The sequence below is a fragment of the Flavobacterium sp. ST-158 genome (genome assembly GCF_058309975.1).
The window spans coordinates 507931-532202 of the sequence record NZ_JBZEEN010000001.1 but is presented as its reverse complement, the minus strand read 5'-3'; the positions used below and the strand labels follow the sequence as shown (position 1 = coordinate 532202).

21 protein-coding genes are annotated in these 24272 nt (G+C 32.9%); 14 read left to right on the top strand and 7 right to left on the bottom strand.

The window, feature by feature from the left end:
- Positions 1 to 400: 400 nt before the first annotated feature.
- The 3 genes from AC4FRF_RS02210 to AC4FRF_RS02200 form a co-directional block, all read right to left on the bottom strand.
- A complete protein-coding gene (locus AC4FRF_RS02210; protein ID WP_491157811.1) occupies positions 401 to 697 on the bottom strand; it encodes a plasmid mobilization protein in 297 nt (98 codons plus the stop codon).
- 855 nt (positions 698 to 1552) lie between these two features.
- Positions 1553 to 1813: a hypothetical protein gene (locus tag AC4FRF_RS02205; RefSeq protein WP_491157810.1), complete on the bottom strand. Its 261-nt coding sequence runs from the start codon at positions 1811 to 1813 to the stop codon at positions 1553 to 1555.
- Positions 1814 to 1912: 99 nt separating this feature from the next.
- Positions 1913 to 2308, bottom strand: coding sequence for a helix-turn-helix domain-containing protein (locus tag AC4FRF_RS02200; protein WP_491157808.1), 396 nt, complete (start codon positions 2306 to 2308; stop codon positions 1913 to 1915).
- A gap of 172 nt (positions 2309 to 2480) precedes the next feature.
- On the opposite strand from AC4FRF_RS02200, the gene AC4FRF_RS02195 reads away from it, so the two are divergent.
- On the top strand, positions 2481 to 4118 hold the full coding sequence (locus AC4FRF_RS02195; protein ID WP_491157807.1) for a hypothetical protein: 1638 nt from the start codon (positions 2481 to 2483) through the stop codon (positions 4116 to 4118).
- A gap of 95 nt (positions 4119 to 4213) precedes the next feature.
- On the opposite strand, the gene AC4FRF_RS02190 is transcribed toward AC4FRF_RS02195, so the two are convergent.
- The gene (locus tag AC4FRF_RS02190; protein WP_491157806.1) at positions 4214 to 5188 is read right to left on the bottom strand and encodes a DUF5712 family protein; all 975 of its coding nucleotides are present in this window, start codon (positions 5186 to 5188) and stop codon (positions 4214 to 4216) included.
- Positions 5189 to 5192: 4 nt separating this feature from the next.
- The gene (locus AC4FRF_RS02185; RefSeq protein WP_491157805.1) at positions 5193 to 5741 is read right to left on the bottom strand and encodes a BfmA/BtgA family mobilization protein; all 549 of its coding nucleotides are present in this window, start codon (positions 5739 to 5741) and stop codon (positions 5193 to 5195) included.
- Positions 5742 to 7609: 1868 nt separating this feature from the next.
- On the opposite strand from AC4FRF_RS02185, the gene AC4FRF_RS02180 reads away from it, so the two are divergent.
- Genes AC4FRF_RS02180 through AC4FRF_RS02155 form a run of 6 tightly spaced genes read left to right on the top strand, consistent with a single transcriptional unit; the run spans position 7610 to position 16192 of the window.
- Positions 7610 to 9487, top strand: coding sequence for an O-antigen ligase family protein (locus tag AC4FRF_RS02180; protein WP_491157804.1), 1878 nt, complete (start codon positions 7610 to 7612; stop codon positions 9485 to 9487).
- Between the two features lie 29 nt (positions 9488 to 9516).
- Complete coding sequence (locus AC4FRF_RS02175; protein ID WP_491157803.1) at positions 9517 to 11028, top strand: hypothetical protein; 1512 nt, start codon at positions 9517 to 9519, stop codon at positions 11026 to 11028.
- A gap of 48 nt (positions 11029 to 11076) precedes the next feature.
- Positions 11077 to 12345 (top strand): hypothetical protein, encoded by a 1269-nt coding sequence (locus AC4FRF_RS02170; RefSeq protein ID WP_491157802.1) that lies wholly within the window; start codon positions 11077 to 11079, stop codon positions 12343 to 12345.
- A gap of 59 nt (positions 12346 to 12404) precedes the next feature.
- Positions 12405 to 13943: a T9SS type A sorting domain-containing protein gene (locus tag AC4FRF_RS02165; RefSeq protein WP_491157801.1), complete on the top strand. Its 1539-nt coding sequence runs from the start codon at positions 12405 to 12407 to the stop codon at positions 13941 to 13943.
- A 5-nt stretch (positions 13944 to 13948) separates the two neighbouring features.
- Positions 13949 to 15421, top strand: coding sequence for a hypothetical protein (locus tag AC4FRF_RS02160; protein WP_491157800.1), 1473 nt, complete (start codon positions 13949 to 13951; stop codon positions 15419 to 15421).
- 12 nt (positions 15422 to 15433) lie between these two features.
- On the top strand, positions 15434 to 16192 hold the full coding sequence (locus AC4FRF_RS02155) for a hypothetical protein (RefSeq protein ID WP_491157799.1): 759 nt from the start codon (positions 15434 to 15436) through the stop codon (positions 16190 to 16192).
- Positions 16193 to 16479: 287 nt separating this feature from the next.
- Here AC4FRF_RS02155 and AC4FRF_RS02150 read toward each other — a convergent pair whose 3' ends face one another.
- Positions 16480 to 17706, bottom strand: coding sequence for a phage integrase SAM-like domain-containing protein (locus tag AC4FRF_RS02150; protein WP_491157798.1), 1227 nt, complete (start codon positions 17704 to 17706; stop codon positions 16480 to 16482).
- 583 nt (positions 17707 to 18289) lie between these two features.
- Between AC4FRF_RS02150 and AC4FRF_RS02145 the strand changes: the two genes are divergently transcribed.
- Positions 18290 to 18481 carry a hypothetical protein gene (locus tag AC4FRF_RS02145; protein ID WP_491157797.1) on the top strand — a complete coding sequence of 64 codons (192 nt, stop codon included), beginning with the start codon at positions 18290 to 18292 and terminating at the stop codon, positions 18479 to 18481.
- A gap of 15 nt (positions 18482 to 18496) precedes the next feature.
- On the opposite strand, the gene AC4FRF_RS02140 is transcribed toward AC4FRF_RS02145, so the two are convergent.
- Positions 18497 to 19087: a riboflavin synthase gene (locus AC4FRF_RS02140; protein WP_491157796.1), complete on the bottom strand. Its 591-nt coding sequence runs from the start codon at positions 19085 to 19087 to the stop codon at positions 18497 to 18499.
- Positions 19088 to 19142: 55 nt separating this feature from the next.
- On the opposite strand from AC4FRF_RS02140, the gene pdxA reads away from it, so the two are divergent.
- From pdxA to accC, 6 genes are all read left to right on the top strand, one after another.
- The gene (pdxA, locus tag AC4FRF_RS02135; RefSeq protein WP_491157795.1) at positions 19143 to 20186 is read left to right on the top strand and encodes a 4-hydroxythreonine-4-phosphate dehydrogenase PdxA; all 1044 of its coding nucleotides are present in this window, start codon (positions 19143 to 19145) and stop codon (positions 20184 to 20186) included.
- Between the two features lie 88 nt (positions 20187 to 20274).
- Positions 20275 to 20817, top strand: coding sequence for a YceD family protein (locus tag AC4FRF_RS02130; RefSeq protein WP_491157794.1), 543 nt, complete (start codon positions 20275 to 20277; stop codon positions 20815 to 20817).
- Between the two features lie 9 nt (positions 20818 to 20826).
- The gene (gene rpmF / locus AC4FRF_RS02125; RefSeq protein WP_073242095.1) at positions 20827 to 21024 is read left to right on the top strand and encodes a 50S ribosomal protein L32; all 198 of its coding nucleotides are present in this window, start codon (positions 20827 to 20829) and stop codon (positions 21022 to 21024) included.
- A gap of 175 nt (positions 21025 to 21199) precedes the next feature.
- On the top strand, positions 21200 to 22198 hold the full coding sequence (locus AC4FRF_RS02120; protein ID WP_491157793.1) for a beta-ketoacyl-ACP synthase III: 999 nt from the start codon (positions 21200 to 21202) through the stop codon (positions 22196 to 22198).
- Positions 22199 to 22220: 22 nt separating this feature from the next.
- A complete protein-coding gene (accB, locus tag AC4FRF_RS02115) occupies positions 22221 to 22700 on the top strand; it encodes an acetyl-CoA carboxylase biotin carboxyl carrier protein (RefSeq protein WP_491157792.1) in 480 nt (159 codons plus the stop codon).
- Positions 22701 to 22789: 89 nt separating this feature from the next.
- The gene (gene accC, locus AC4FRF_RS02110; RefSeq protein ID WP_491157791.1) at positions 22790 to 24136 is read left to right on the top strand and encodes an acetyl-CoA carboxylase biotin carboxylase subunit; all 1347 of its coding nucleotides are present in this window, start codon (positions 22790 to 22792) and stop codon (positions 24134 to 24136) included.
- Positions 24137 to 24272: the final 136 nt, after the last annotated feature.

The window sequence follows — 24272 nt, the reverse complement described above, 5'->3', positions numbered from 1 at the left end:
AACGTACTTATTAAACTCGTTTATCCTCAATATTCTTGTCAAATCCAATCAAATTAACCATCATACGTAAACGGCTTCTCACTCTATTGCCATAATATTTTTCTATTTCTGTTGCTGATAGATTAGTTGTGATATGCGTTTGGATTTTTTTGGAAATAAAGAGATCGTAACGGGATATTAAAATTTCAACCATTACGTTGCTTTCATTTTTATAATATTTTAGGTTGTTTTCTGTTTTTAAATTATTTAATCAGTTTGTTTTTAATTTGATTCAAAACGCTGTGAATCGAATTTCCAGTTTTTATTATCCTAACCATTTCTCAGCTATTTTTTGAATGTGTTTTTTGATTTCTTCCACTTTATTTAAAAGAATTTTTTGTTGTATTTCATTGCTGATAATCTAGTTTTTGAACTCCGAAATTTGTTGAAGTGTATGGAGTTTTTTGACCGATTGATTAAAGTTATTTTCAATGGCTTGTAATTCGTTTCTTAGACGTATCATTTCATTCATAAATTCATCCAGAGATTGATTCCGATAAAAGGTCGTTATGGGTTTGTCTAGCAGTATTTTTCGAGCATATTCACTCAGTTTTCTACAGGTCGTTTTGTGAAATTTTTTTTCAATTTTTTGTAGTTCTTCCGGCTTCAAACGGATATGAAGCCACTTGGTTCGGTTGTCGTTTTGCTCTTTCATCATCTATCTTTTAGCATTTATTCGACTTTTTTAGAAATTTAAAGCTTTCTTTGGCTTGTTTTCAGCACTCTTTTATTTTGCAGTGTCACTGTCCACGAGTTCCGAGTAAAGGGCAGCCAGATATCGTTTGTGATACAAACGGACATCTGGCCGATTGCAGGAACGAGGCAATCTTGGAGCTTTTAAAAGTTAGATACTAAGATATTATTCATCTTAGACAACTACAATCCTGGTCAAATTTTGATTAGGATAGAAAAATCTAGTAGGGAAACCGGAAAACGCAAAATTGTGCAACAAAACGATACTAAACATTAATTTAAAAGAAAAAGGAAAAAAAGAAAGCCGTACTCTCATTGAATATTGTCAAAAGAGGTGCTATAAGTCCCGAAGGGTGACAGGCCTTGGCACAAGGCTTGTCATTATGCGCACTTCTTTTGACAATGTTCAATACCTTAGCTGGATTTTTCTCCTTTGAATTGGAGTCTGAAAACTTTAAAATGATTTTTAAGAAATCTAATCAATTTTAAACTCTTCAGAAAGGGTACACTTCTAAAATTCCAATTAAAAATTAAGTTCAAAAGAAGTGTACGCTTTCAGGAAATATTCTCCTTTTTTATTCGCAAAATTCTGAGGATTTATCCGAAGGTTTTTGAGGATGGTCTGACAGGAATATCAGCAGTTAAAAAACTCTTTTTAAGAATCTTTGAAAAGGGTATACTTCATCTAAATTCCAATAACAAACAAAGCCTAAATGAAGTGTACTCTTTTGGGCTTTATCTTCTAATCAATCCGCAAAATTCTGAGGATTTATCCGAAGGTTTTTGTGGATAGTCTGACTGTAATAAAATCAATCAAAAATTATTTTTTTACCGTCTCAATTAATGAAATGGTATCGCTCAAATTGTTATTTGAAATATATTCCAAAACATAATTTTCAGCTTCCTTTTTTTGCTCTGGTTCGGTTGAAAAAGTGTTTAGATAAAAATCCTCATTTTCATCTTCAATATGAATGATTTCAGTGAAGCCTTTAGAAATTAAAGTTCCTTTTAATTTTAAAACTTTAAGTTCATTTGCCCTGTCAACTTCTTTCTTTACCCTAAGTTTTATAATCTTATTCATGATGTTTTTAGTAGTGTTTTTTCAACAAATAATAATGCTTTTAACAACAAAGAGACTCTTAAAAAGAGCCTCTTGTTGGAATTAATATATTTGGGAATTTTATTTAGATTTTAGTAGCTTTTCCAAATATTCCACTTTATCTTTTTCAGCTTGAAGTAATCTTTCATATAATTCAACTACTTTATCAAGAGGATTGAATGTGCAATTATGATTTACTGTAGGGCCACTATTGATTACTGAACCTTCATAATTATTTTGGATATTTTGAAGAACCGTTTCATCACTATAGTTTTTGATAGCTTCTGCAGACACACCTAACACTTCCGCAATAGCTTTTAATTTGTCTTCATCTACAACTTCACTTCCTTCAATGTTTGAAACAGATTGTTGACTCACACCAATTGCTTGCGCTAGGGCTTCTTGTTTCATTCCTTTAAGCTCTCTGATACGGCTTATATTTCTACCAATATGTTTTGTTTTAGTTCCTGTGTTCATGGCTCAAAGATATTAAAATTTCTAAAAAGTAAAGTCTGTTGGTATTTTACAAGCCAGTAGTAGTAAGATACAATTCCAAATAGTTCGGTACGGTACAATCTATTCCTTACTTGCAGTGTATTAAACAAAAATACAATTTTTCAGACAGGTATCAATTAAAAAAAGTAAAATTATGAAAGCTTCCCATCAACTATCATTCCCACATCTCAACAATGAGTTGGTGGAAAATATACTGAAACAATTATTGAATCAGTATAGTATCATTCAAATGTTCTTTACCAAGGGACAGGCAGCTACAGCAGCACATTTAATCATTCATGTAGAGAAGAATGTAGATGCTATCGTATTACAGCAACATAAATGGGTTAAAAAAGTAAAAGAACAGTTCAATATTGCTGTCTTCTTTATTTACACTTCGAAACTTCATCATCGTTGTTATTTGGCTTGTCCTTTTGTTGAATTGTATTGCAGTCCTTCAGCTATGATCTATCAAAAAGAAAATGTAGATAATCTGTTGTATATAAAAAGAGATTGGAAGAAGTACAAAAAAAAATTCAATGCTTATCAAGAGCGATTTCACCACGATCATGACCTTTATAATTCCGAAATCCAAAAATTAATTGAAGAAGGAATCGCTAATAGTGTTTTTACCTCTTATTCCAGACTGATAGAATACCACTTTGACTATTTGGAGGAATTATATACAGGATATAAGTCCGATCATCTTAGTTTAGATGAAAGAATTACTAATCTAACAAGCTATGTTCCTGAAATCCAGAAAAACTTTGTAAAGGATTGTCCCAGTAAATACCATTTGCCTCAATTATTTGAAAAAGCAAAAGAAGCATCAGCTGAAAATGAACTTCTTTACGACAATAAAATGTTCGAAGCCATTGAGATTGTGGAACAAAAACTCTCTGAATTAGTTGTAGAACGATTTGGAGAATTGAAAAAACACATTAAAAAAGTAAAGTTAAACAAAGTACCAACAAAGAAAGAAGTTTTACTTAATCTTGAAGATAAATCGCAAAATCAAGTTCCGGAATTGGTGCTTCAAACTATCATTAAATCATTAGATACCGAAGAGATTTATTTGTATCATAAAAAAATATATGGTGAAAAAACAATCTATTATCTCCTGATAATCGCTAATAATGTCAGTAATGAAAAACTACATTCCATCAATCAATCCTTAAAAAGTAAACTGGGATACAGTTCTGAGTTTGTTTTGATTGGTCATAACAGAAGTTGGATTCAAAACAACCTTTATTGCTATCAGAGTTTTTTCGCTACCATAATCAAAGATAATCATCGAATCTATTCGTCCAGTAATTATCATGCAGGTTTTCACTGGGAAGCACCTCATGAACCTTATCATGCTGATTTGTATTTTCATTACAGACCTGTCAAAGCAGTAGCCTCACAGATTATCACGATAGCCGATAGCGATGCGCAAAACTATCAAGGAATTGAAAATCTATTTGGATTGTTTTTTCAGTCTTTCTGTAGAACTTTCATTTTTGTAAAGACCTATTACATGCCTAATTATGTTTCCAATGAAACATTATGGAATATGTGTTTGTATGCCGATTCATCACTTCAAAAATACAATTTCCTTTTTGCTCATTTTTGGACTGATTTCTTCCCATTCATAGAGAAGCACATGGTAATTCTTCATAAATTTTCAAAAATCGAAAAACAAGAAGTTATTCAAATCAAAGAAATTGTGGAGAAGCTAAGTGCTGAATTAGATGCGGATGTTGCTTGCAAATCGTTATTAAAAAGTGAAAAAAGTTTAGTGTTTCCCTGATCCGTTAAATAAAAAAATAACTGTAGAAGATAGCTGTAAATATTCGGATTTGAATGGTAAGTGTACTTGTTTATAACAGGATTATAAATACAGACTTATATTCCCGGAGGACGTCTTTTTCTTTTTTTCTTCTTCTTAAAATGAGGAACCTGATCTTCTGTATGCTCATAATCCAACAGTTCGGAAGAGAACAGAGTACCCAAAATGTTTACCACAGAATCCCCAATGATACCTATGAGTTGGGCCAAATCTGTTTTGTTATTTTGGTAAATATTCTTTGCAACATTAGGAACTTTTAGCTTTTCCGTATCAGTCAGTTTACTTTCAAGTTGATCCAGCAAATGGATCGCACTTTTTTGTTCGGTATTTCCGTTTTTCATTGTGAGTGCATAGGTCATTGAATCTTTTAACGGACGGTTGTAATTGAACATTTTGTCAAAAAGAATTTCACCAGATTCCTTAAAAGCTACTCGGTCAAACTGCCCGAGCTTAGCTGAATGTTGTTGATTACGTCCTCTGGAAGTATTCATAGGACTCAGCTTGATTTTATTGGTAGTATCCTTACGACTGACGATAACCTGAATGTGCATTTGCTCCCCTGTTTTAGGTTCTCCTACCTTTACGGTTCCTTGTTTTACTTCTTCATCGGTGTGATGATAGTAACGATGGTGTTCTAATTTTCCGTACCATAATAGATCTTTTCCACTTTCTATACCGGTACGTTTAAAATTATGGGCATAGGCATCCATTACATAAGCTGCATACTTTTTCAATTCTTCTTCAGTACCTTTCTCTCCAAACTGTTCTTTGAGGTAGCTGATTTCTTTTGGACTAGGACTGATGTTAATCAAGAAAAACTTTGCATCGTTCCGGCTTAACTTAGCTACATTGTTATCAATTTTCACACGTACTTCCTGCGGAGTGATATCTTTGCTAAGGTTATTGAACCATAGTTCGTTTTCTCTTCTTTCTGCAAGCGCCGTACGGTTTTCTTTCTCTAAATAACCTACCAATTGTCCTGAACTTCCTTTATTATTTCCTGTCTCAGAATCCGATATATTTATATACATAATTTTACAGATTTTTGAGGGATTGTTTTATATGAACAACGAGTTCTTCTTTCTTTATTCCTGAAGTTGTCCAATCCATTTGCTCTCGTTGGTTGATGTAATAATCAAACAATTGGGTAAATTGTTCTTTTAGAATTTCTTTTTCTTTCTGTTTTGAAACAATGTGTTTCAATCCATTTAGTAGCTGTTCACTGCGTTTGACAATAGCAGAAGTTTGCTCACTTTCGGTTAAAAGATGTTTTCCTATTCCTTCCAAAACTTCTTTTTGTCTTAAAGAAACAGTTTTTAATACAACAATGTCGGTAAATAAAGGCAACAGAAAATCTTTTTCTTGCTGACGGATAAAGGATATAATGCGACTGATACCCGAAGATAGTTCCCGTTTGAGTATCTCATCTCCGGGGTCTGAAGGATCTTTTTTGCTTCGGTAAAAGTAATCCACCATTTGACAGAATAGTTCTTTCTTGCTCCGTCCAAGACTTTTAGTCAGCTTTTCCATCTTTTCGTCCGTTTCTTTTGAATAACGGATACTGTTGGTATCTCTCTGTTTCATTGCCAATTGTTTTCTAAACCCAAATCAATCTTTTCTAAATGGTGATATACCCTGTAGTATACCATTTTCGTTGTTATAGCTAGCCTGAATGGCTAAAAGTATACTTCCGGTATACTAAAATCCTCTGTAACGCCAGTAAAGAGGCAAGCGAGTAGGGCTCTGCCCAACTCCTGCTTGCTTTTTTCAAAACATATTAAAAACGTAATAGAATCATTCACAAAGTAAATACATGACAGTAAAAGCGCATAATTTTTAGTATGGACAAAGAGTGTCTCCAAATGCCATATAAGACTCCGACTCTTAAAAGAATGCGCACTTCTGATTTTCTTTTTTCTAAAAAAAAACAGAAAAAAATTAGGTTTTCATAATAGTATCTTGCTCTGTTCTGGTGAACAGATAATCCGTCCGCCTGTCGGTGGAACCGGATTGAATATATCAGGGAAAAACGGCTTAATGCCGTTCCTGTTACCTCTTGTATATTAAAAGTCGTTTGTTTAAATCCGTTATTAAAAATAACCCCCTCTTTCAGAAAGGATTGTGTCGTACTCCAGTCCAAATGCAATGTTTTAACGGGAATACACTCGAATAAAATAGATTGGCTTTTGTGCTAATGATTTCAGGAAGAGCAGATTGTACATGTTCAGGCAAGTAGGCAAATCAGCCTGCCTGATTGCAGGAATACTAGATTTCACGACTGCCGGAAAGTGTTGATGCTTGTTATCCAGCTAGCCTGAATGATTGGTTGATTGTCAGAAAGAAAGAATGACGTCAAGCCTGCCTGGTAAACTACCGGAATGATTGTAAGGCTGCTGTACTGCAAGTAAGCAGGTAATTTGGGTAAGAATAGTCATTGCATTTACATAGCTGCATTTTTTTGTATTTAGAAACACATATAAGGCTATGCGTACCTACGTAAGTAACAACATAGTTACATCAATACGTACTTAAATTGATACATATATCCAGCTGTAAAACAGTAGCTAAGGAAATAAATACCTATAGAAGCAACTCTATATTCAAGTATGTCGTTAGTATTTCATAGCTATACTAACAGATTCAAGATGGCATTCAGATATATAATAGGTTGTTGCGTATTTGGTCACTTAGCACAGTAAAAAGAAACAAACGAAAAGAGAAGGTTAAGTCCTTTTTTAATTAATTGGAAAATTCAGTTTTGATCTGATGAAAAAATCAAAAATACTAAAGTCCCGATTTTGATTTTGGTAAAGAAGCCAATGATTTTGTGAATCGGATTTAAACGAAAATAGAAAAAGTATATCCTGAAGTAAATTCTCAAAAGTGTATTAGAAATTTTGCCTATATGGGCAATCAAAGATTAGAATTCAAATCCGTAATTAGTATAAAATTAGTTTCTCTTCTGAATTGACTGATGATGTTCCAAAGAGTTCTGCTAAAAGGAAAATGAGAAGATAAATTTAAAATGTAGATTTATGTAATAGGAAAAGTTATTTCTAAAAAATATTTCTGAGCTTTTTAAAGTAACTCAAATATTTTTTAGAATAACTTTTGAGTTTACTCATTTCGTGATGTTCTTCTTCCGAAAAAAAAATCTTAAATTTCAATTTTCAAAAAGGACAATTTACTGCAATAAGATAATTTAAGCAAAATCTTATTTTTTTTATTTTGTAAACGTTTACAATAAGGTGGATTGGAGTTGAATTTATTAGTAAAAGTGTAAATAATTTGGTTTTTATTAGTGTTTAATTGAGTTTAATTTATTAGACATTGTGTTTTGTTTTTAAATTAATAAAAATATTGATATCGTAAAATATCACCTAAAGTGGGTATTGTTTCATTGATTTTACTCTAATATGTTTGCAGGTAATTTTTTATAAAAAATATCTAATTTGAAAAAAACAATACTCAATCCAATACAGTTACTAACTGTCTTACTACTTATTACCATAGCAATAGGATTATTTAATACTGAAACTTTTTATAGTTCCACTGCTTTTGCTTATTATGGTTTCTGTACAATTGCGTTGTCTTTTGTAATTAGTTCTTCTTTTTTAAATTCAACAAAAAATACCGGTTTAATCCTTAAAGTTCCTCTGCTTTTATTTGGATTATGGTGTTGTTATGTACTGCTTCATTATTTCACTAATACGGGAACATCAGTTTTCACCATTTATTGTGCTGTACTTTATTTTTTACTTCTAAAAGCAAGTACACTTTTTAGCACATCTAATTTTAAATTCAAACTGTTTTTTATTGGTATTACTGGAATTGCAACACTAGAATCACTCTATTGTCTTTGTCAGTTTTTTGGATATTTCACAACTGCCAACAAAAATTTTGCAGTTACGGGCAGCTGGAGCAACCCTAATGTTACGGCTATTTTTTTAGCACTTACTGTCCCTGTATTCTTGTTTTTGTTTCGAGAGAAATACAAAAAAATTGTTTGGGCAGGTTTTCTTTCTTTGTTACTTGCTCTGCTATTGCTTAAATGCCGAGCTGCATTTATAGGTACTGTCTTGTCAGTCATTATATTTTATGGATTAGAATATGACTTTATAGCTTGGGCAAAAGATAAGAAGAACAAAACCACTGCCAAAGCTTTATTGATTCTAGGTTTACTGATTCTTATTCCATTAAGTTCTCAATTGTATAACGCTAAAAAAGCCTCGGCTGACGGCAGGAAATTTATTTGGAGGTTATCTGCTTTTATGATAACTGATAAACCCGTAATGGGTTATGGTTATGGTTATTTTGAAAGAGAATATAATTTATATCAAGCTAACTATATTCAAAAAGGAAAAGCTACACCTGAGGAATTAGAGAATGCAGGTTCTGTAATTATGCCACACAATGAATTGCTTCAAAATGCAGTTGAAGGGGGGAGTATTGGATTAGTACTAATTGTTCTTTTTTTTGGTTCACTTCTCATTACTGTAAAAGAGAAAAATCGAACCTATCGGAATAAACTTAATCATCAAGACAATGTTGAAACTATTTCCAAAACAAAAAAAAATATTTTCAATTTAAGTTATGCCGGGGTTGTAGCTTTTATAGGAATGTCTATGGTTAATTCTACCATGCAGATTGTGCCTATAATGTGTTTGTTGGTAGTTTATGCCGCCATCATTTGCAGTACTTTAAAACCAATAAAACTTCCTAGATTTCTTTTATTTATTGAAAACAATAAACTTTCCATTATTTCTAAAACGTTACAAATCACCATTAGCCTGTATTTATTGTATTTTCTTTTTGGAATGGCTATAGCTGATAATCAAAACAAAAAAGCAAAACTTTTAAAAGAATCAGGATACTACGAACAAGCCCTGCAGATTATGTGTACACTGAAACCTTACTTAGAAGAAGATAGTTATTACTGGGAAAACTATGGTCGAATCCATTTTAGAGCACAAAATTTTCAAGAAGCAATAGTTTGTTATAAAAAAGCACAAACATTGAGTGCTCTTCCATCACTATTTACTGGAGCAGGAAAAAATTATGAAAAATTGGAGCAATATCCTCAAGCCATTAAGGAATATGAAACGCTAATTGCCTTGAATCCGACTAAGTTCTCCTATCGAATGCTTTTACTAGAAGCCTATTTAAAAAACAAGGACAGCACTAAAGCTATTACAATAGCTCAGGGAATTATCCAGCTCAAACCAAAAATACCATCCGAAAAAGTAAATCGATATAAAAATATATGCGGGGTTTTATTGAAAAACTTAACTCATCGAAAAGAAAATAGAAAAGAATTTCAAATACAATAAGAATAATAAATACAATTTTTAAAATAAATATGCGACTAACTCTTAAAGCTCTCTTGTTTCTACTTCCTTTTTTAGTAAAAGCACAATATTCTGCCTCAGTTGAAACGGTTTTAAAAAAAGCAGGAAACAACCGAGTGGAACTTGAAAAAGCATTAGAGTATGCCAACAAAACGGGCGATACTTTAAAAATTAAAGCAATGCAGTTTTTGGTTTCCAACATGGATATTCATTCCTCTTCTAATTATTATTGGGAAGATGCTGCTGGCAAAAAAATAGCCTATAACGAGCTGGATTATCCTGATTTCGAGCAAGCTAAAACCGCTTTCGAAATCATAAAAAAACAAAACCCGGGACTTAAACCTAAACCAGTAACTTACAAAGATATCGAAACCCTAACAGGCGATTATTTGATACAAAATCTCGAAAAAGCTTTTCAGGCTTGGCAGACTTCCACAATGAAGAATATTACATTTGCCGATTTTTGTGAATACATCTTGCCTTACAGAGTGAGTGTAGAACCTTTACAGGATTGGCGCACTGTGTATGCTGAAAAATTCAAATGGATTAACGAACAAATTCCATCTAAGGGGTTTAAACAAGTTTTATTCTATTTAAAAGGCGATTATGATACTTGGTTTACCAATACTTGGGGTGAAGCAAGCAAAGAACCTTTGCCAAGACTAAGTGCTTTACAATTACTGTTAAGAAAACAAGGACCTTGTCCTGACATCGCCGATCTTGGTGTATATATTATGCGTTCACAAGGTATTCCAGCAGCTGTAAATGTAATTCCGTATTGGGCGACTGCCACAGGAGGACATTTTATGAATACTTTTTTTGATGATGCGATGACTTCTTATAATTGCGATTATGGTTCGAAAGATTTTGGAGAAAATTTAAAACGAGAACCCGCCAAAGTGCTGCGATTGACCTATTCTAAACAGCCAGAAACACTGGCTAGTTTTGAGGATAAAAACAATATCCCTACTGCATTTTTGAAACAAGAAAATTACATAGACGTAACCAAAGACTATTGGGAAACTACAGATGTACAATGCTCTTTATATCCAACTACAACACCAACTAAAATTGTTTACGCTACCACTTTTAACGGCTTGTCGTGGAGACCTTTTTGGTGGGGGAAAGTTGAAAACGGAAAAACAATTTTCAGTTCTATTTGTAAAGGGACTGTTTTGATTCCTCAATATTACAGCAACGGAAAATTAGTTCCTGCAGGTGCACCAATTGTTGTTGGTGACAAAGAACCTAAAGTATTGCTTCCTGACCTCGCACAAACTAGAGACGTAACCATAACTGAAGCCGATAAATACCTCCGATTCAAATTGGGAGTTACTTATAAATTATTTTATTGGAACAATGGCTGGAAACTGGTGGATAGCCGAGAAGTAAGTAGTCCTATCACTTCAATGTTATTTAATAAAGTTCCTAAAAACGCTTTGCTTTTATTTCTAGCAAGCGATTCCAAAAAACTAGAACGTCCTTTTATAATGGATGATAATGGAGAGCGAACGTGGTATTAATTAAATAATTATAAAATAATAACAATCAAAAATCAAAAATCATAAAACATGAAAAAACTAATTTTTGCCTTACTCTGTTCTTCTACCCTGTGTCAGGCGCAACAAAACCAGGGACTTACACAACAATTTCCTGCACACATTCTTTATAAAATAGAAGAAGTAAATAGCAAAGTACAATTAACCGAAGACAAAAAAGTCAAAATAGGTCGAAAACTTTTTACCGCCGATAGTCTAGCCACTATTAGCTTAACTAAAGGCGAGCCTATTAACCAACTAAAATCTTATTATACTGTTGATTCTAATTTCCTGAAACTTATTTTATCCCCAGAAGAATTAGATGCTTTTCAATATGAAAATAACAAAGAAAATCGCTTTTTAGTGGCTTTGAAGTTTGCTTCACAACTAAAACTTGAACCGAAAGAAGTAAACGAAATACGCAAAGAAAATGACGACTTAACTAATACTTCTTCATTGGATGCAAAAGAAACCATTGCTTTTTATGACTCCAAACTAAACTTAATTTTATCTAAAGCAAAATACGCATCTCTATTACGAATTATATACAAAGAACAATCAATAAAGGATGCCAATAAAGATTGGGATAGAATAAAACAACTCAAACTAGTTACAGATGAAAAAAATGGAAGTGAGTACAATCAGGTTCTAAATTATCATTTAACCAAAAATATTTTTCTGGATCCTAAAGCTGAAAAACATGATAAAAAAATGATAGAGGCAATAAATAATAAACTGCTGCTGCAACAGCCTCCAGTCTTGGTACGAGCAAATATTTTATCAGCAGGTATATTCAAAGACAATCTTTTTTCATCAATTATCAAATACGAAAAAGAAACGCAACTATCTAAGCCCCAAATCGACACTATTTTATCTAAATACTCCAAACTCGAAAGAATTCGATATGAAAATGAAATAAATGATTTGACAAGTAAACTCCCCTTAAAAGAACCTCTACAATATGAAGAAATTGCCCAAATTTTAACTCCAAAGCAAGTGAGTATATGGCTTGCCTATAAAAACAAGAATCAAGCCAATAAAGTTGCTATGAAAAATTGGAAAAAATTAGAGATGGAGGGGCTTACCAAAGATTTAGACAAGAATGTTATTATTGCTGAATTGGTCAAGTATCAATTGAAACATCAAATTATTGATGAAAAAATAAAAATCTACAACACGCAAGAATATGTCTTTTTGAAACGTGATATAGAGCAAAAAAAACCGGATATGCTCAAACAACTCGATGCTATAGCGCGAAGTAAATCTAAAGGCACTTATGTCAAGAATGCCCTTGCTTGGTAATAGTTTCTTTACAATGACATTGGCAAAAACAAGTAATAATTAACCTTTAAATACATTTTATGAAGAAAACCACAAAAAAAGGTCTCTCTCTATTGCTACTCCTAAGTAGTATGATGGGGTATTCGCAGGAATTGCCAGAGACCAAAAAAAATCTGTATGTTGCACAAATGCAGCTTAAAGAAGGTAGTATGATTTACAATCCCCAAGCTGCATTTGCCACTTATCAGCAACAAGCCGCTATGGGCATTCCAGAAGCGATGAATGGACTAGGCTTATTATATAGCAAAGGAATTGGGACACAAATTAACGAGCAGGAAAGTATCAATTGGTTTTTGAAGGCAGCCGAAAATGGGTATTCAAAAGCTTGGTTTAATCTGGCTATATTGTATAGAGAAGGGATTAGTACGATTAAAAATCCAACAAAAGCTATAGAATGTTTTGAAAAATCAGCCAAATCTGGTTACCACCAAGGATGGTTTTTTTGGGGATTATTGACAGCAAAAGGGGAAGGCGTGCCTCAAAATTACCCTTTGGCGATGAATATTTTCAAGCAAGGTGGAAACCTTGGGTATCCACGTTGCATATACGCCCAAGGATACTTGAATTATAAAGGCTTGGGTTGCAAACAAGATTATGATCAAGCTAAAAAACTATTTGAAATTGCAGCCCAAAAAGGAGACAAAGCCTCTATATATATGTTAGGATTATGCTATCGTAATGGTTATGGAGTAGCAATTGATTTAGAAAAAGCAAAATCATTGCTTAAAAAGGCAGCTGCACTAGGATATCAACCAGCCGATGTTGAATTAACCGAAACAGAAGCCGAAAATGTAAATCCAAAAAACAGCAAAACAGAATCAGCTGTTATTCCTGAAATTATTAAAATAACTGAAACTGTCGCTCCTGAAACTTTTCAAAAAGTGAAACAACAACCTATTAAGAACGACATTAGTGGCAGTTATACAGGATATTTGACTTACTATGATTGGAGTGGTCAAAATGTAATCGCTACCTCGCCTTTGCAAATAGAACTCAATCAAAACGGCAAAAATCTAATAGGAGAGTGGAAAGAAACTGCTGGCGACACGGTTACTTTCACTGCCAGAATAGAAGAGGATGCCATTGTGTTTCAGGATTCGAAGGTAGATCGATTAGAGCATTACAATGGAAGTAGACCTGTTAACTACGAATTTAGAGAGGCTAAACTACAATTCGTTCAATCTCAAGAATCGCTATTTCTGGTAGGTAATTTGCAACTTTACAATATCAAGGAGAGAGAGAATGAAAAACCAATGTACCTTATTCTTGAAAAAAAAATATTCAAAGAAAGTGATTTCCCAGAGATAATCTCTTCGGTAGTGGTATACCCCAACCCTGTAGTAAGTAATTTCAACCTGAGTTTTGACCTAGCCCAAGCTGCCGATGTTACAGTGAGTATTTACAATATGAACGCTGGAGAACTATACAGCGAGAAATGGAGGAATCTAGAGAAAGGAAAACAAACTAAAACTCTTAATCTTAACGCACCATCAGGATACTATATCTTAAAACTGGTTTATGGCAATGAAGTAAAAACTACTCTTTTAATTAAAAAATAAGAAATATGAAAAAGAAATATTTTATATTAGCTATTATGTTTTTATGTTTATTGGTGAGTGGGAATAGTTATGGACAGAATGTAAATTCTGATTATGATTTTGATGATCCTTTTGGTGATGATTATGGTGATGATTATGGTGATGATTATGGTGATGATAATAGTAATGAAGTATGTACAAGTACAACAGTAGATAATGATTTAATTCAATCATCTGATTGTGTGGACATATATTTAACCGTAGTAGAAACTTATTATTGTAATACAGGGGTTAATATAAATCAGACTCAATATGTGGATTATGTATTTAAGGAATGTGGCACAGTTGACTCAGGAGACTGTACAGATCCTTTTAGTATTGATTATCCTTGTACAAATCCACCAACAGATCCGCCAACAGATCCTGAAGATCCATCAACAGATCCTGAGGATCCACCAACAGATCCTGAGGATCCACCATTAGATCCATCATCCTGTCCAATAGGTTTTACAAAAGAGAATATTATGTCAAATGATTTAAGTTCATGTAAAGAGGATTTTGTGATAACAGGTATTAAAGTAAGCGATTCTAAAGACAGGACTGCAAATACAAATGAAACTTTATACATACTCGATGATGATAAGAAAATTACTATTACCTCCCTATTAGATAGGAACGTATGGACACCATATCATCATATAATAACTCAATTTGCCGTTAACAATATTACCGATACTCATCTCACCGCTGTATCAGGAACAAAAACAGCAACTGGTGGTTGGCCAAATTCTTCTACACATAATGTAGAAGTTAGTATTTTGCCAAAAATCAGTTATGTACCTGTGTCAAGCTTATCTTTTCCTGGGGTAACCAGTAATTTAGATGCAATTGCAAGAAATGCTAATGTAATTGGTTCAAAAACAAGTTTTAATCTTAATATTTCTCGCTCTATTGGAGAAAATGAAGTAGATCCTGGTTCAAGATTTATACGCACTTTCACAAAGTATAGTGGAACTTTTGGATTTTCGACCTCTTCTGGAGATGTCGCTGTTCCTGGATGGTCTTTTCAGTCACCTCCTGGTGTGCCTACAGTAGAAGCTGGTTTGTATTTGAGTATTAGTGGTGGAGCTTCATGTACAGTGAATTTAAAAAAATATCAATTAAATAATAATCTGGCACAAGATGTTTATTCAAATGATTCTTCTGTAACTGTTACAGGTAGTGCTACTGTAAAAGCTACTGTAAAAGCATTAGCTGAAGCCCAAGTGCTTTTATATGGAAGTTGCACTTTTGAAACTGGCTGCTCAGTAAGTGTGGGGGCAGAATTAACTGCCACAGCCAATGATGGCATTGTTAAAGCTTCATTAAATGTAGGGCAACTAAAAGGAAATTTATATTACAAAGTAAAATCAGGAGACATTTATTATTCTGATACAGTTTCTGTGGTTCTTTCCGGTGGGTTTAAACTAATTAATAATCAAGAAATTTTTACATATTAAAATACAGTTCGAATGATAAAATTAATAAAATACAGTTTTTTAATGATTGGGCTATTTGCCTGCTCACAAGAGAATAAAAAAAATAATGAAGAAAGCGTAAAAGTTACCGAATCTTCAAAAATTAAAAATGTAACCTTGATTACATATAGTCCTACTATTAAGCTAAAGAAATTATATCCGGATATCAAACAAGCTAAAAACAGAACTCCTGAAGAGTTATTGATTTCACTTTCTTCAGAAAATTCTGTGGAATGGAATCGCTGGAACAATTACAACAAAAATTTGCCCATTGACGAGGGGACTTTAGAATGGTTTAAAGGAAGGGCTAAGGTTGATAGAGAAAAGCATTATTCCGAATTAATTCAAGAATTATACTTCGAATATAATAATAAACAATACTGTTGGACGAAGTCATACTCGCATACAGAATTTAATAAGAAACGAGGTTATGGTATTTACACAATCACTAATGTAATGATTAAAGTGGAAGATCATTGGGAATTATACAATAATTTGGTGGATGAAGTGTTTTTAAGAGAAAAAGGAAATTTTACTGTTTTTAAAAGCAACATATTTACTTTGATTTGCACAAAACAAAATCCAGATAACAATCCTTATCTAGCAAAATTATTAGATAAAGTTTATGAAGGAGACTCGTTAAACTTAGATAAATTATACTCTGAAGTAAAACGAATGTATGAAGAAAACAATAAAAGCAATGAAACTAAAACTGAAGAATATAAATATTTTGCAGACGATTATTTATTTTAATTTATCTTAACAAGATGGTCTGTTAATATAACCCCCAAATTACAACTTTAAAAAAGTTGTAGTTTGGGATTTTTAGTTGTGGTTATATTTACTTACGATGCACAAGTTAACATTTTATTTACTTTTGGTTAACTAAAAGAATATATTACAATGTAACATCAGGAGATTTCAAATTTTTCAAGACAGTTTCATATATATTATACGGTGGTTTTAAATTGAAACAATAGTGGATATGCAAATAAAAATTTCGATCCAAGTTAAGCTACATTATTTTAAATGCATGTTTGTTATATTAAGTTCTCAAAAGCAGTGTCTAACTGTTCTGTATTAAAATCTTCCAGATAAGTTTCAGTTGTTTTGATAGATTGATGTCCTAAGGCTTGTTTAATCATAACGGTATTAATACCTTTTTTTAACGATAAGGTTGCAAAAGTGTGTCTGGCTGTATAAAAAGTTACTTTGTTTTTAATGCCACATTGAAGTGCAATAGTATTGAGAAGTTTTCCATAATAATTTAAAACACTTTTTTTTCGATCTCTCAATTCTTCTTTGGTGTAAAGTTTTTTATCTTTTTCTAAAATTGGAAAAATGTAATCGGTATCAAATGGGCGATAAGTTTTGAAGTAGTTTAGGATAGTTCTCATATAATTGTTATCTGGGATTTTTACATTTAATTTTATTCCGGTTTTATTTCTAACGTAAGAAAAACTGCTTAAATCAATTTCTTCCCATTTTAACTCAGCTAAATCAGTGAAATTCATACCTCGGCAATAAAAACTGAATAAGTAAGTGTATAAGGCTTTAGCTCCTTCTTTGTTTTTAGAAATATCATAGTTTAGTAATAGTTGTAAATCTTCTTTGTTTAAAGCTTTCTTTACTTTGCTGGATTTTAATTTAGAAATTACATAATCTTTAAAAGGATAAAATTCACTAGAAATAATTTTAGATTTTATCGCTGAGTTATATATGGCTCTAATATTACGCATATATACACCAATACCACCATCATTACAGCCATTGGCTCGTAAGAAGGACTCAAAAGCTATTAAGAAATCGTAATTGATTTTTGAAAAATCGTAAGTTGAAATGGTTGGTCTAAATCTCGTAAGTGCTGAGATAGTGTCACGATAGGAACTGCTGGAGCTTATTTTTCCGGATTCTTTTAATTGAAGTTTTCTTTCTTCAAAATAAGCAATAAAACTTAGTTTTTTTACCTCTTCAGGTCTAAGTAAAGAGTCAAATGATTCCAGAGAAAAGTCATGTTTTTCTTCAATCATTATGTCTAATATTTTGGAAGCATTTTGTTTTATTGAATTTAATATTCTGTTACATTGCAAACTATTTGGGAATTTAGTTGTAAATTCGCCTGCTTTGTCATTCCAAAATTTTGGTAAAGTATTGTAAGGTGTTTTGTAGAATTTAGACTTTCTATCAATTGTTATTCTTAAATTGACAGGAAATGTGCCATCGTTAAGCATTGTCTTTTTTAGAATGATTTTTACACTAGCTTTCATTTTTAATATTTTTAAAAGTACAACATACGTACAACAAATGCGTGCATATTGTGAAACCGGATGAAACAAAAATATTTTTTTAAAATGATAAACATCTGTAAAACAGTAGTTTTGAATCTATATGCAATTAAATGGAAAAGTTAAAAGTCTATCTCATAATCAGGTGGTCCCTGGTTCGAGCCCAGGTGGGACCACTAGTAAAATCAAGCCTTCACAGCAATGTGAGGGCTTTTTTTATGGATGAAATTTTGTGAAGATTAGTATGTCTAGAAAAAGAGGGATATCTGAAAATGAGTTAGAAATAAATTATTTTTAGATTACTTTGTGATTTTATTTTGGATACATAAAGGGGCTTGGTTTAGTGTTAAAACGCTAAAAAAATCGATAAAAACCCTTTAAAATTAACGTTTTGATGAGGTTTTCTTTTGTGAAGAATTCATTTAAATGCTATATCTTTGTTCCTGATGTTTGGTTTTGAGAATGGAAGGGAGTAGTTTGGGAGCTTGTTTAATCATGGCTAAATGTTTTTTTGTTTTATATGAGAGAAATGTTAAAAAAATATATTTTTTTTATTATCTGCTTCATGATGAGCATGGGGGGGGCTATGGCGGGCGATACTCCGCCAGCTCCTGCAGCAAAAACAACTTTTGAAAAGACTCCTCCGCCTCCAGGATTGCCAATAGATGAAAGTATTATGTTTTTACAGGTGTCTTGTTTGTTGTTTGGTTTTTATAAAATTTATACTTCTATATTAAAAAAGAAAGGCTCGGTATAACCGAGCCTTTCTTTTTTAAATTTTGTTGGCGTATAATCGGGAGACGTATTTTCCAATGACATCAAATTCAAGATTGATTTTAGAACCTACTACGAAATTTTTAAAATTAGTATGTTCGTGCGTGTAGGGAATAATGGCTACGCTAAATTGATTTTTTTGAGAGTTTACAACGGTTAGGCTAACTCCGTTTACAGTGATAGAGCCTTTTTCGATAGTTATATTGTTTAATTTGTCGTCGTATTCAAAGGTGTAAAGCCAGCTTCCGTCTGTTTCTTGGATTAAAATGCAATTTCCTGTTTGATCTACATGACCTTGAACGATATGTCCATCTAAGCGGTCTCCAAGTTTCATGGCTCTTTCCAGGTTAACTAAATCTCCTTCTTTCCATGTTCCTAAATTGGTTTTTTGGATGGTTTCGTCAATGGCTGTTACGGTGTATGTGGAGTCTTTTATGGCTACTACTGTTAGGCAAACTCCATTGTGAGCAACGCTTTGGTCTATTTTGAGTTCTGTTGTGATAGAAGAGTCTATTGTTATGTGAATATTGTCTTTTTCTTTTTTTATTTCTTGGATGGTTCCAAGGGTTTCTATGATTCCTGTAAACATTCTTGTTTTATTTTACTAAATTTGCCTTCAAAATTAGCAATAAAAATTTGGGGATATGATTAAAAAAGCAGAAAATATTATAGTAGGAATTTCAATTGGAGATTTAAATGGTATTGGAAGCGAGGTTATTCTGAAAACATTTGAAGATGCCCGAATGCTAGAGCTTTGTACGCCTGTTATTTTTGCTAATGTAAAGATTTTGTCTTTTATAAAAAGAAATTTAGAGTCTACGGTAGTATTGCATGGTATTGATAGATTGGATCAGTTTGTTCCGGGTAAAATCAATGTTTTAAATGTTTGGAAAGAAGGGGTAGATTTGAATTTAGGAACAAATGATGATAAAGTAGGGGAATATGCTATAAAATCTTTTGTGGCTGCAACAAAAGCTTTGAAAGAAGGTTTGGTGGATGTTTTGGTTACCGCGCCTATTAATAAGTACAATATTCAATCTGAAGATTTTAAATTCCCAGGACATACGGATTATTTGGATCAGGAATTGGGTGGAGATGCTTTGATGTTTATGGTTCAGGATAATCTGCGTGTAGGTTTGCTAACGGATCATGTGCCAATAAGTGAAGTGGCTTCCCGATTGACAGAAGACTTAATTGTAAAAAAAATAAATACAGTAAAGCAATCTTTAATTCGTGATTTTAGTATCAATAACCCAAAAATTGCTGTTTTAGGTTTGAATCCACATTGTGGTGATGGAGGGGTTATTGGGAAAGAAGATGAAGAACTAATTAAACCAGTATTGAAAAAAATGTTTGATAAAGGAACGATGGTTTTTGGGCCTTTTGCAGCGGATGGTTTTTTTGGTAGTGGTTATTATGAAAAGTTTGATGCAATTATCGCGACCTATCATGATCAGGGATTGGTTCCTTTTAAGACCTTGTCTTTTGGAAAAGGAGTTAATTTTACGGCTGGTTTGGATAAGATTCGAACTTCGCCAGATCACGGAACGGCTTATGATATTGCGGGGAAAGGAATTGCTGATTATAATTCGTTTAAAGAAGCAGTCTATTTGGCTATAGATGTCTATCGTTCAAGGATTCAGTACGAAGAAATCACCGAAAAGCCGCTAAAAGTTAGGGAAAAATAAATGTAAATAAAAAAAGATTAATAAGTTATTGGATTTATAATAATTTTATATCTTTGCACTCCCGAATTACGGGCAAAATTTTGTTGAAATGGACAGGACTAAAGAATTTTTAATTCCTTTCGTTGGCTTAAAGCTAGGGAAACATCATTTTGAGTATCAAATAAATAATGCGTTCTTTGAGAACTTTGAGTATGATGAATTTCAAAATTCAGATATCAAAGTAGCAGTAGTTTTAGAGAAAAAAAGCAATATGCTTGAGTTGAGTTTTAAGCACAAAGGGACAGTAAATGTGCCTTGCGACTTAACGGGAGAAGATTTTGATTTGCCAATTAAGGGTAAAATGAAACTGATAGTCCGTTTTGGTGAAGTGTTTAATGATGATAATGAAGAGTTGTTGATTTTGCCTTTTGGAGAATTTGAAATAAATATAGCACAATATATTTATGAGATGATTGCTCTATCGGTACCTTTAAAACGAGTTCATCCAGGAGTTAAAGATGGAAGTTTAAAAACGGAAGCTTTAGAAAAACTGAATGAATTGCAAGTTAAAGAAATAGATGAAAAAGAGAATAAAGAAGAGAACATAGACCCACGCTGGGACAAATTAAAGCAACTATTAACGGATAAATAATATAGTAAAATGGCACATCCTAAAAGAAAAATCTCAAAAACAAGAAGAGATAAGAGAAGAACACATTATAAAGCTACAGTAGCACAAATCGCTACTTGTCCTATTACAGGAGAAGCGCATTTATACCACAGAGCTTACTGGCATGAAGGAAAAATGTATTACAGAGGACAAGTAGTTATTGATAAGTCAGAAGCTACTTTTGCATAATATGTTTTTATAGATAATACGAGAACTCTCACACTTTGTGAGAGTTTTTTGTTGTTTGTAATTTTCGTTAAATTAGAAGTTTTAAAGATAAAGGGTTTAATTTTTTTTTGTAATTTTAACCCCTTTTTAAACGTTTTCTTCTATGGTTTTATAGAAGGGAAAATATCCGAGTAAAATGAATAAAATTACGGCCGCAATTACTGCAGTTGGAGCTTATGTTCCAGATTTTGTGCTCACAAATCAAGTTTTAGAAACGATGGTGGACACAAACGATGAATGGATAACTTCGCGTACAGGAATAAAAGAAAGAAGAATTTTAAAAGATGCTGATAAAGGAACCTCTTTCTTGGCTATCAAAGCAGCTGAAGATTTAATTGCTAAAGCCAATATAAATCCTTTAGAAATTGATTTGGTTTTAATGGCAACTGCCACACCAGATATGCAAGTTTCGGCAACAGGTGCTTATGTTGCCACTAAAATAGGAGCTACTAATGCTTTTGCTTACGACTTACAAGCCGCATGTTCCAGTTTTTTATACGGAATGTCTACAGCGGCAGCATACATACAATCAGGAAGATATAAAAAAGTATTGCTAATTGGGGCTGATAAAATGTCTTCAATTGTAGATTACACAGATAGAACAACTTGTATTATCTTTGGGGATGGTGCAGGGGCTGTTTTGTTTGAACCTAATCATGAAGGTTTAGGATTGCAAGACGAGTATTTAAGAAGTGATGGTATTGGTCGTGACTTCTTAAAAATTGATGCTGGAGGTTCGCTTCATCCAACAACGATTCAAACTATTGAAGAAAAAAGGCATAGTATTAGACAAGATGGGAAAACTGTATTTAAATATGCGGTAACCAATATGGCTGATGCTAGTGAGCAAATTCTTAAAAGAAATAATCTTACCAATGAAGATGTTAACTTTTTAGTACCGCATCAGGCAAATAAGCGAATTATTGATGCTACAGCGAGCCGCATGAACCTTGAAGAATCTAAGGTTTTAATGAATATCGAAAAATACGGTAATACTACATCGGCCACTTTACCGCTGGTTTTAAGTGACTTCGAACATTTGTTTAAAAAAGGAGATACTATTATTTTTGCTGCATTTGGAGGAGGATTCACTTGGGGTTCTATTTACCTAAAATGGGCATACAACAAACAATAAATTTAAACTAAAATCAAATATTATGGATTTAAAAGAAATTCAGAACCTAATCAAATTTGTATCCAATTCTGGCGTTGCTGAAGTGAAGTTAGAAATGGATGATGTTAAAATTACCATTAGAACTACGCTAGAAAGCCCTGCTTCTGAGCCAACTTATGTACAACAATTACCTGCTCAGGCACCAGTACAACAAATTGTAGCAGCACCTGCGGCACCAGCAGCAGCTCCAGTTGCAGCAGCTCCAGCTGCCGATGATGCTAAATATGTTACTATCAAGTCGCCAATGATTGGTACTTTCTATAGAAAACCTTCTCCAGATAAACCAATGTTTGTAGAAGTAGGCAGTTCTATTGCTAAAGGAGATGTACTTTGTGTTGTTGAAGCAATGAAGTTATTCAACGAAATCGAATCTGAAATTTCTGGAAAAATCGTTAAAATATTAGTTGACGATATGTCTCCGGTAGAATTTGATCAACCTTTATTTTTAGTAGATCCATCATAAGAAATTATAAATTATAAATTATAAATACGTTTTATCCTTATTTATAATTTTATAAAAATTTATAACTCATAACCCATAACTCAAAAGAGATGTTTAAAAAAATATTAGTTGCAAATAGAGGAGAAATTGCACTTCGTGTAATTAGAACATGCAAAGAAATGGGAATTAAAACAGTTGCTGTTTACTCTACTGCTGATGCAGAAAGTTTGCATGTAAAGTTTGCTGATGAAGCGGTTTGTATTGGACCGGCACCTAGCAACTTATCCTATTTGAAAATGTCAAATATTATTGCTGCAGCCGAAATTACAAATGCTGATGCAATTCATCCAGGATATGGTTTCCTTTCTGAAAATTCTAAATTTTCAAAAATTTGTCAAGAACACGGTATTAAGTTCATTGGAGCTGCTCCTGAAATGATTGATAGAATGGGAGACAAAGCTTCGGCAAAATCGACTATGATTGAAGCTGGAGTACCATGTGTTCCTGGATCTGAAGGAATCTTAGAATCTTTTGAACAAGCACAAAAAGTAGCAAAAGAAATAGGATATCCTGTAATGATGAAAGCTACTGCTGGTGGTGGTGGAAAAGGGATGCGTGCTATTTGGAAAGAAGAGGAACTTCATAAAGCATGGGAAAGTGCGCGTCAAGAAGCAGCTGCTGCTTTTGGAAATGACGGTATGTACATGGAGAAATTGATTGAAGAACCTCGTCATATTGAAATCCAAGTAGTAGGAGATGCTTACGGAAAAGCCTGTCATCTTTCTGAAAGAGACTGTTCTGTACAAAGACGTCACCAAAAATTAACGGAAGAAACTCCTTCTCCATTTATGACTGACGAATTGCGTCAAAGAATGGGTGAAGCAGCAGTAAAAGCAGCTGAATATATTAAATATGAAGGCGCTGGAACAGTGGAGTTTTTGGTAGATAAACACCGTAATTTCTACTTCATGGAAATGAATACGCGTATCCAAGTAGAACATCCTATTACCGAACAAGTAATTGATTACGATTTAATTCGTGAACAAATTATGGTAGCAGCAGGAATTCCAATTTCTGGGAAAAACTATTTACCACAATTACACGCAATTGAATGTCGTATCAATGCTGAAGATCCATACAATGATTTTAGACCTTCACCAGGAAAAATTACTACCTTACATATGCCAGGTGGTCACGGTGTACGTTTAGATACTCACGTATATTCCGGATATACTATTCCACCAAATTACGATTCGATGATTGCTAAATTAATTACTACTGCCCAATCTCGTGAAGAGGCAATTAGTAAAATGAGAAGAGCATTAGACGAATTTGTAATTGAAGGTATTAAAACTACAATTCCTTTCCACAGACAATTAATGGATGATCCTCGTTACATAGCGGGTGATTATACAACTGCTTTTATGGATACTTTTAAAATGAATGATCCAGAATAATCGCTATTATTCTTCTTATACAATCAAGCCGTACAGTTTATGTACGGCTTTTTTTATGCACTTAAGTGTGTAAAAAAGATACACTTTGATATGATTTTACACACTAATACACAAAGTGTAAAATTGCTGTTTATTT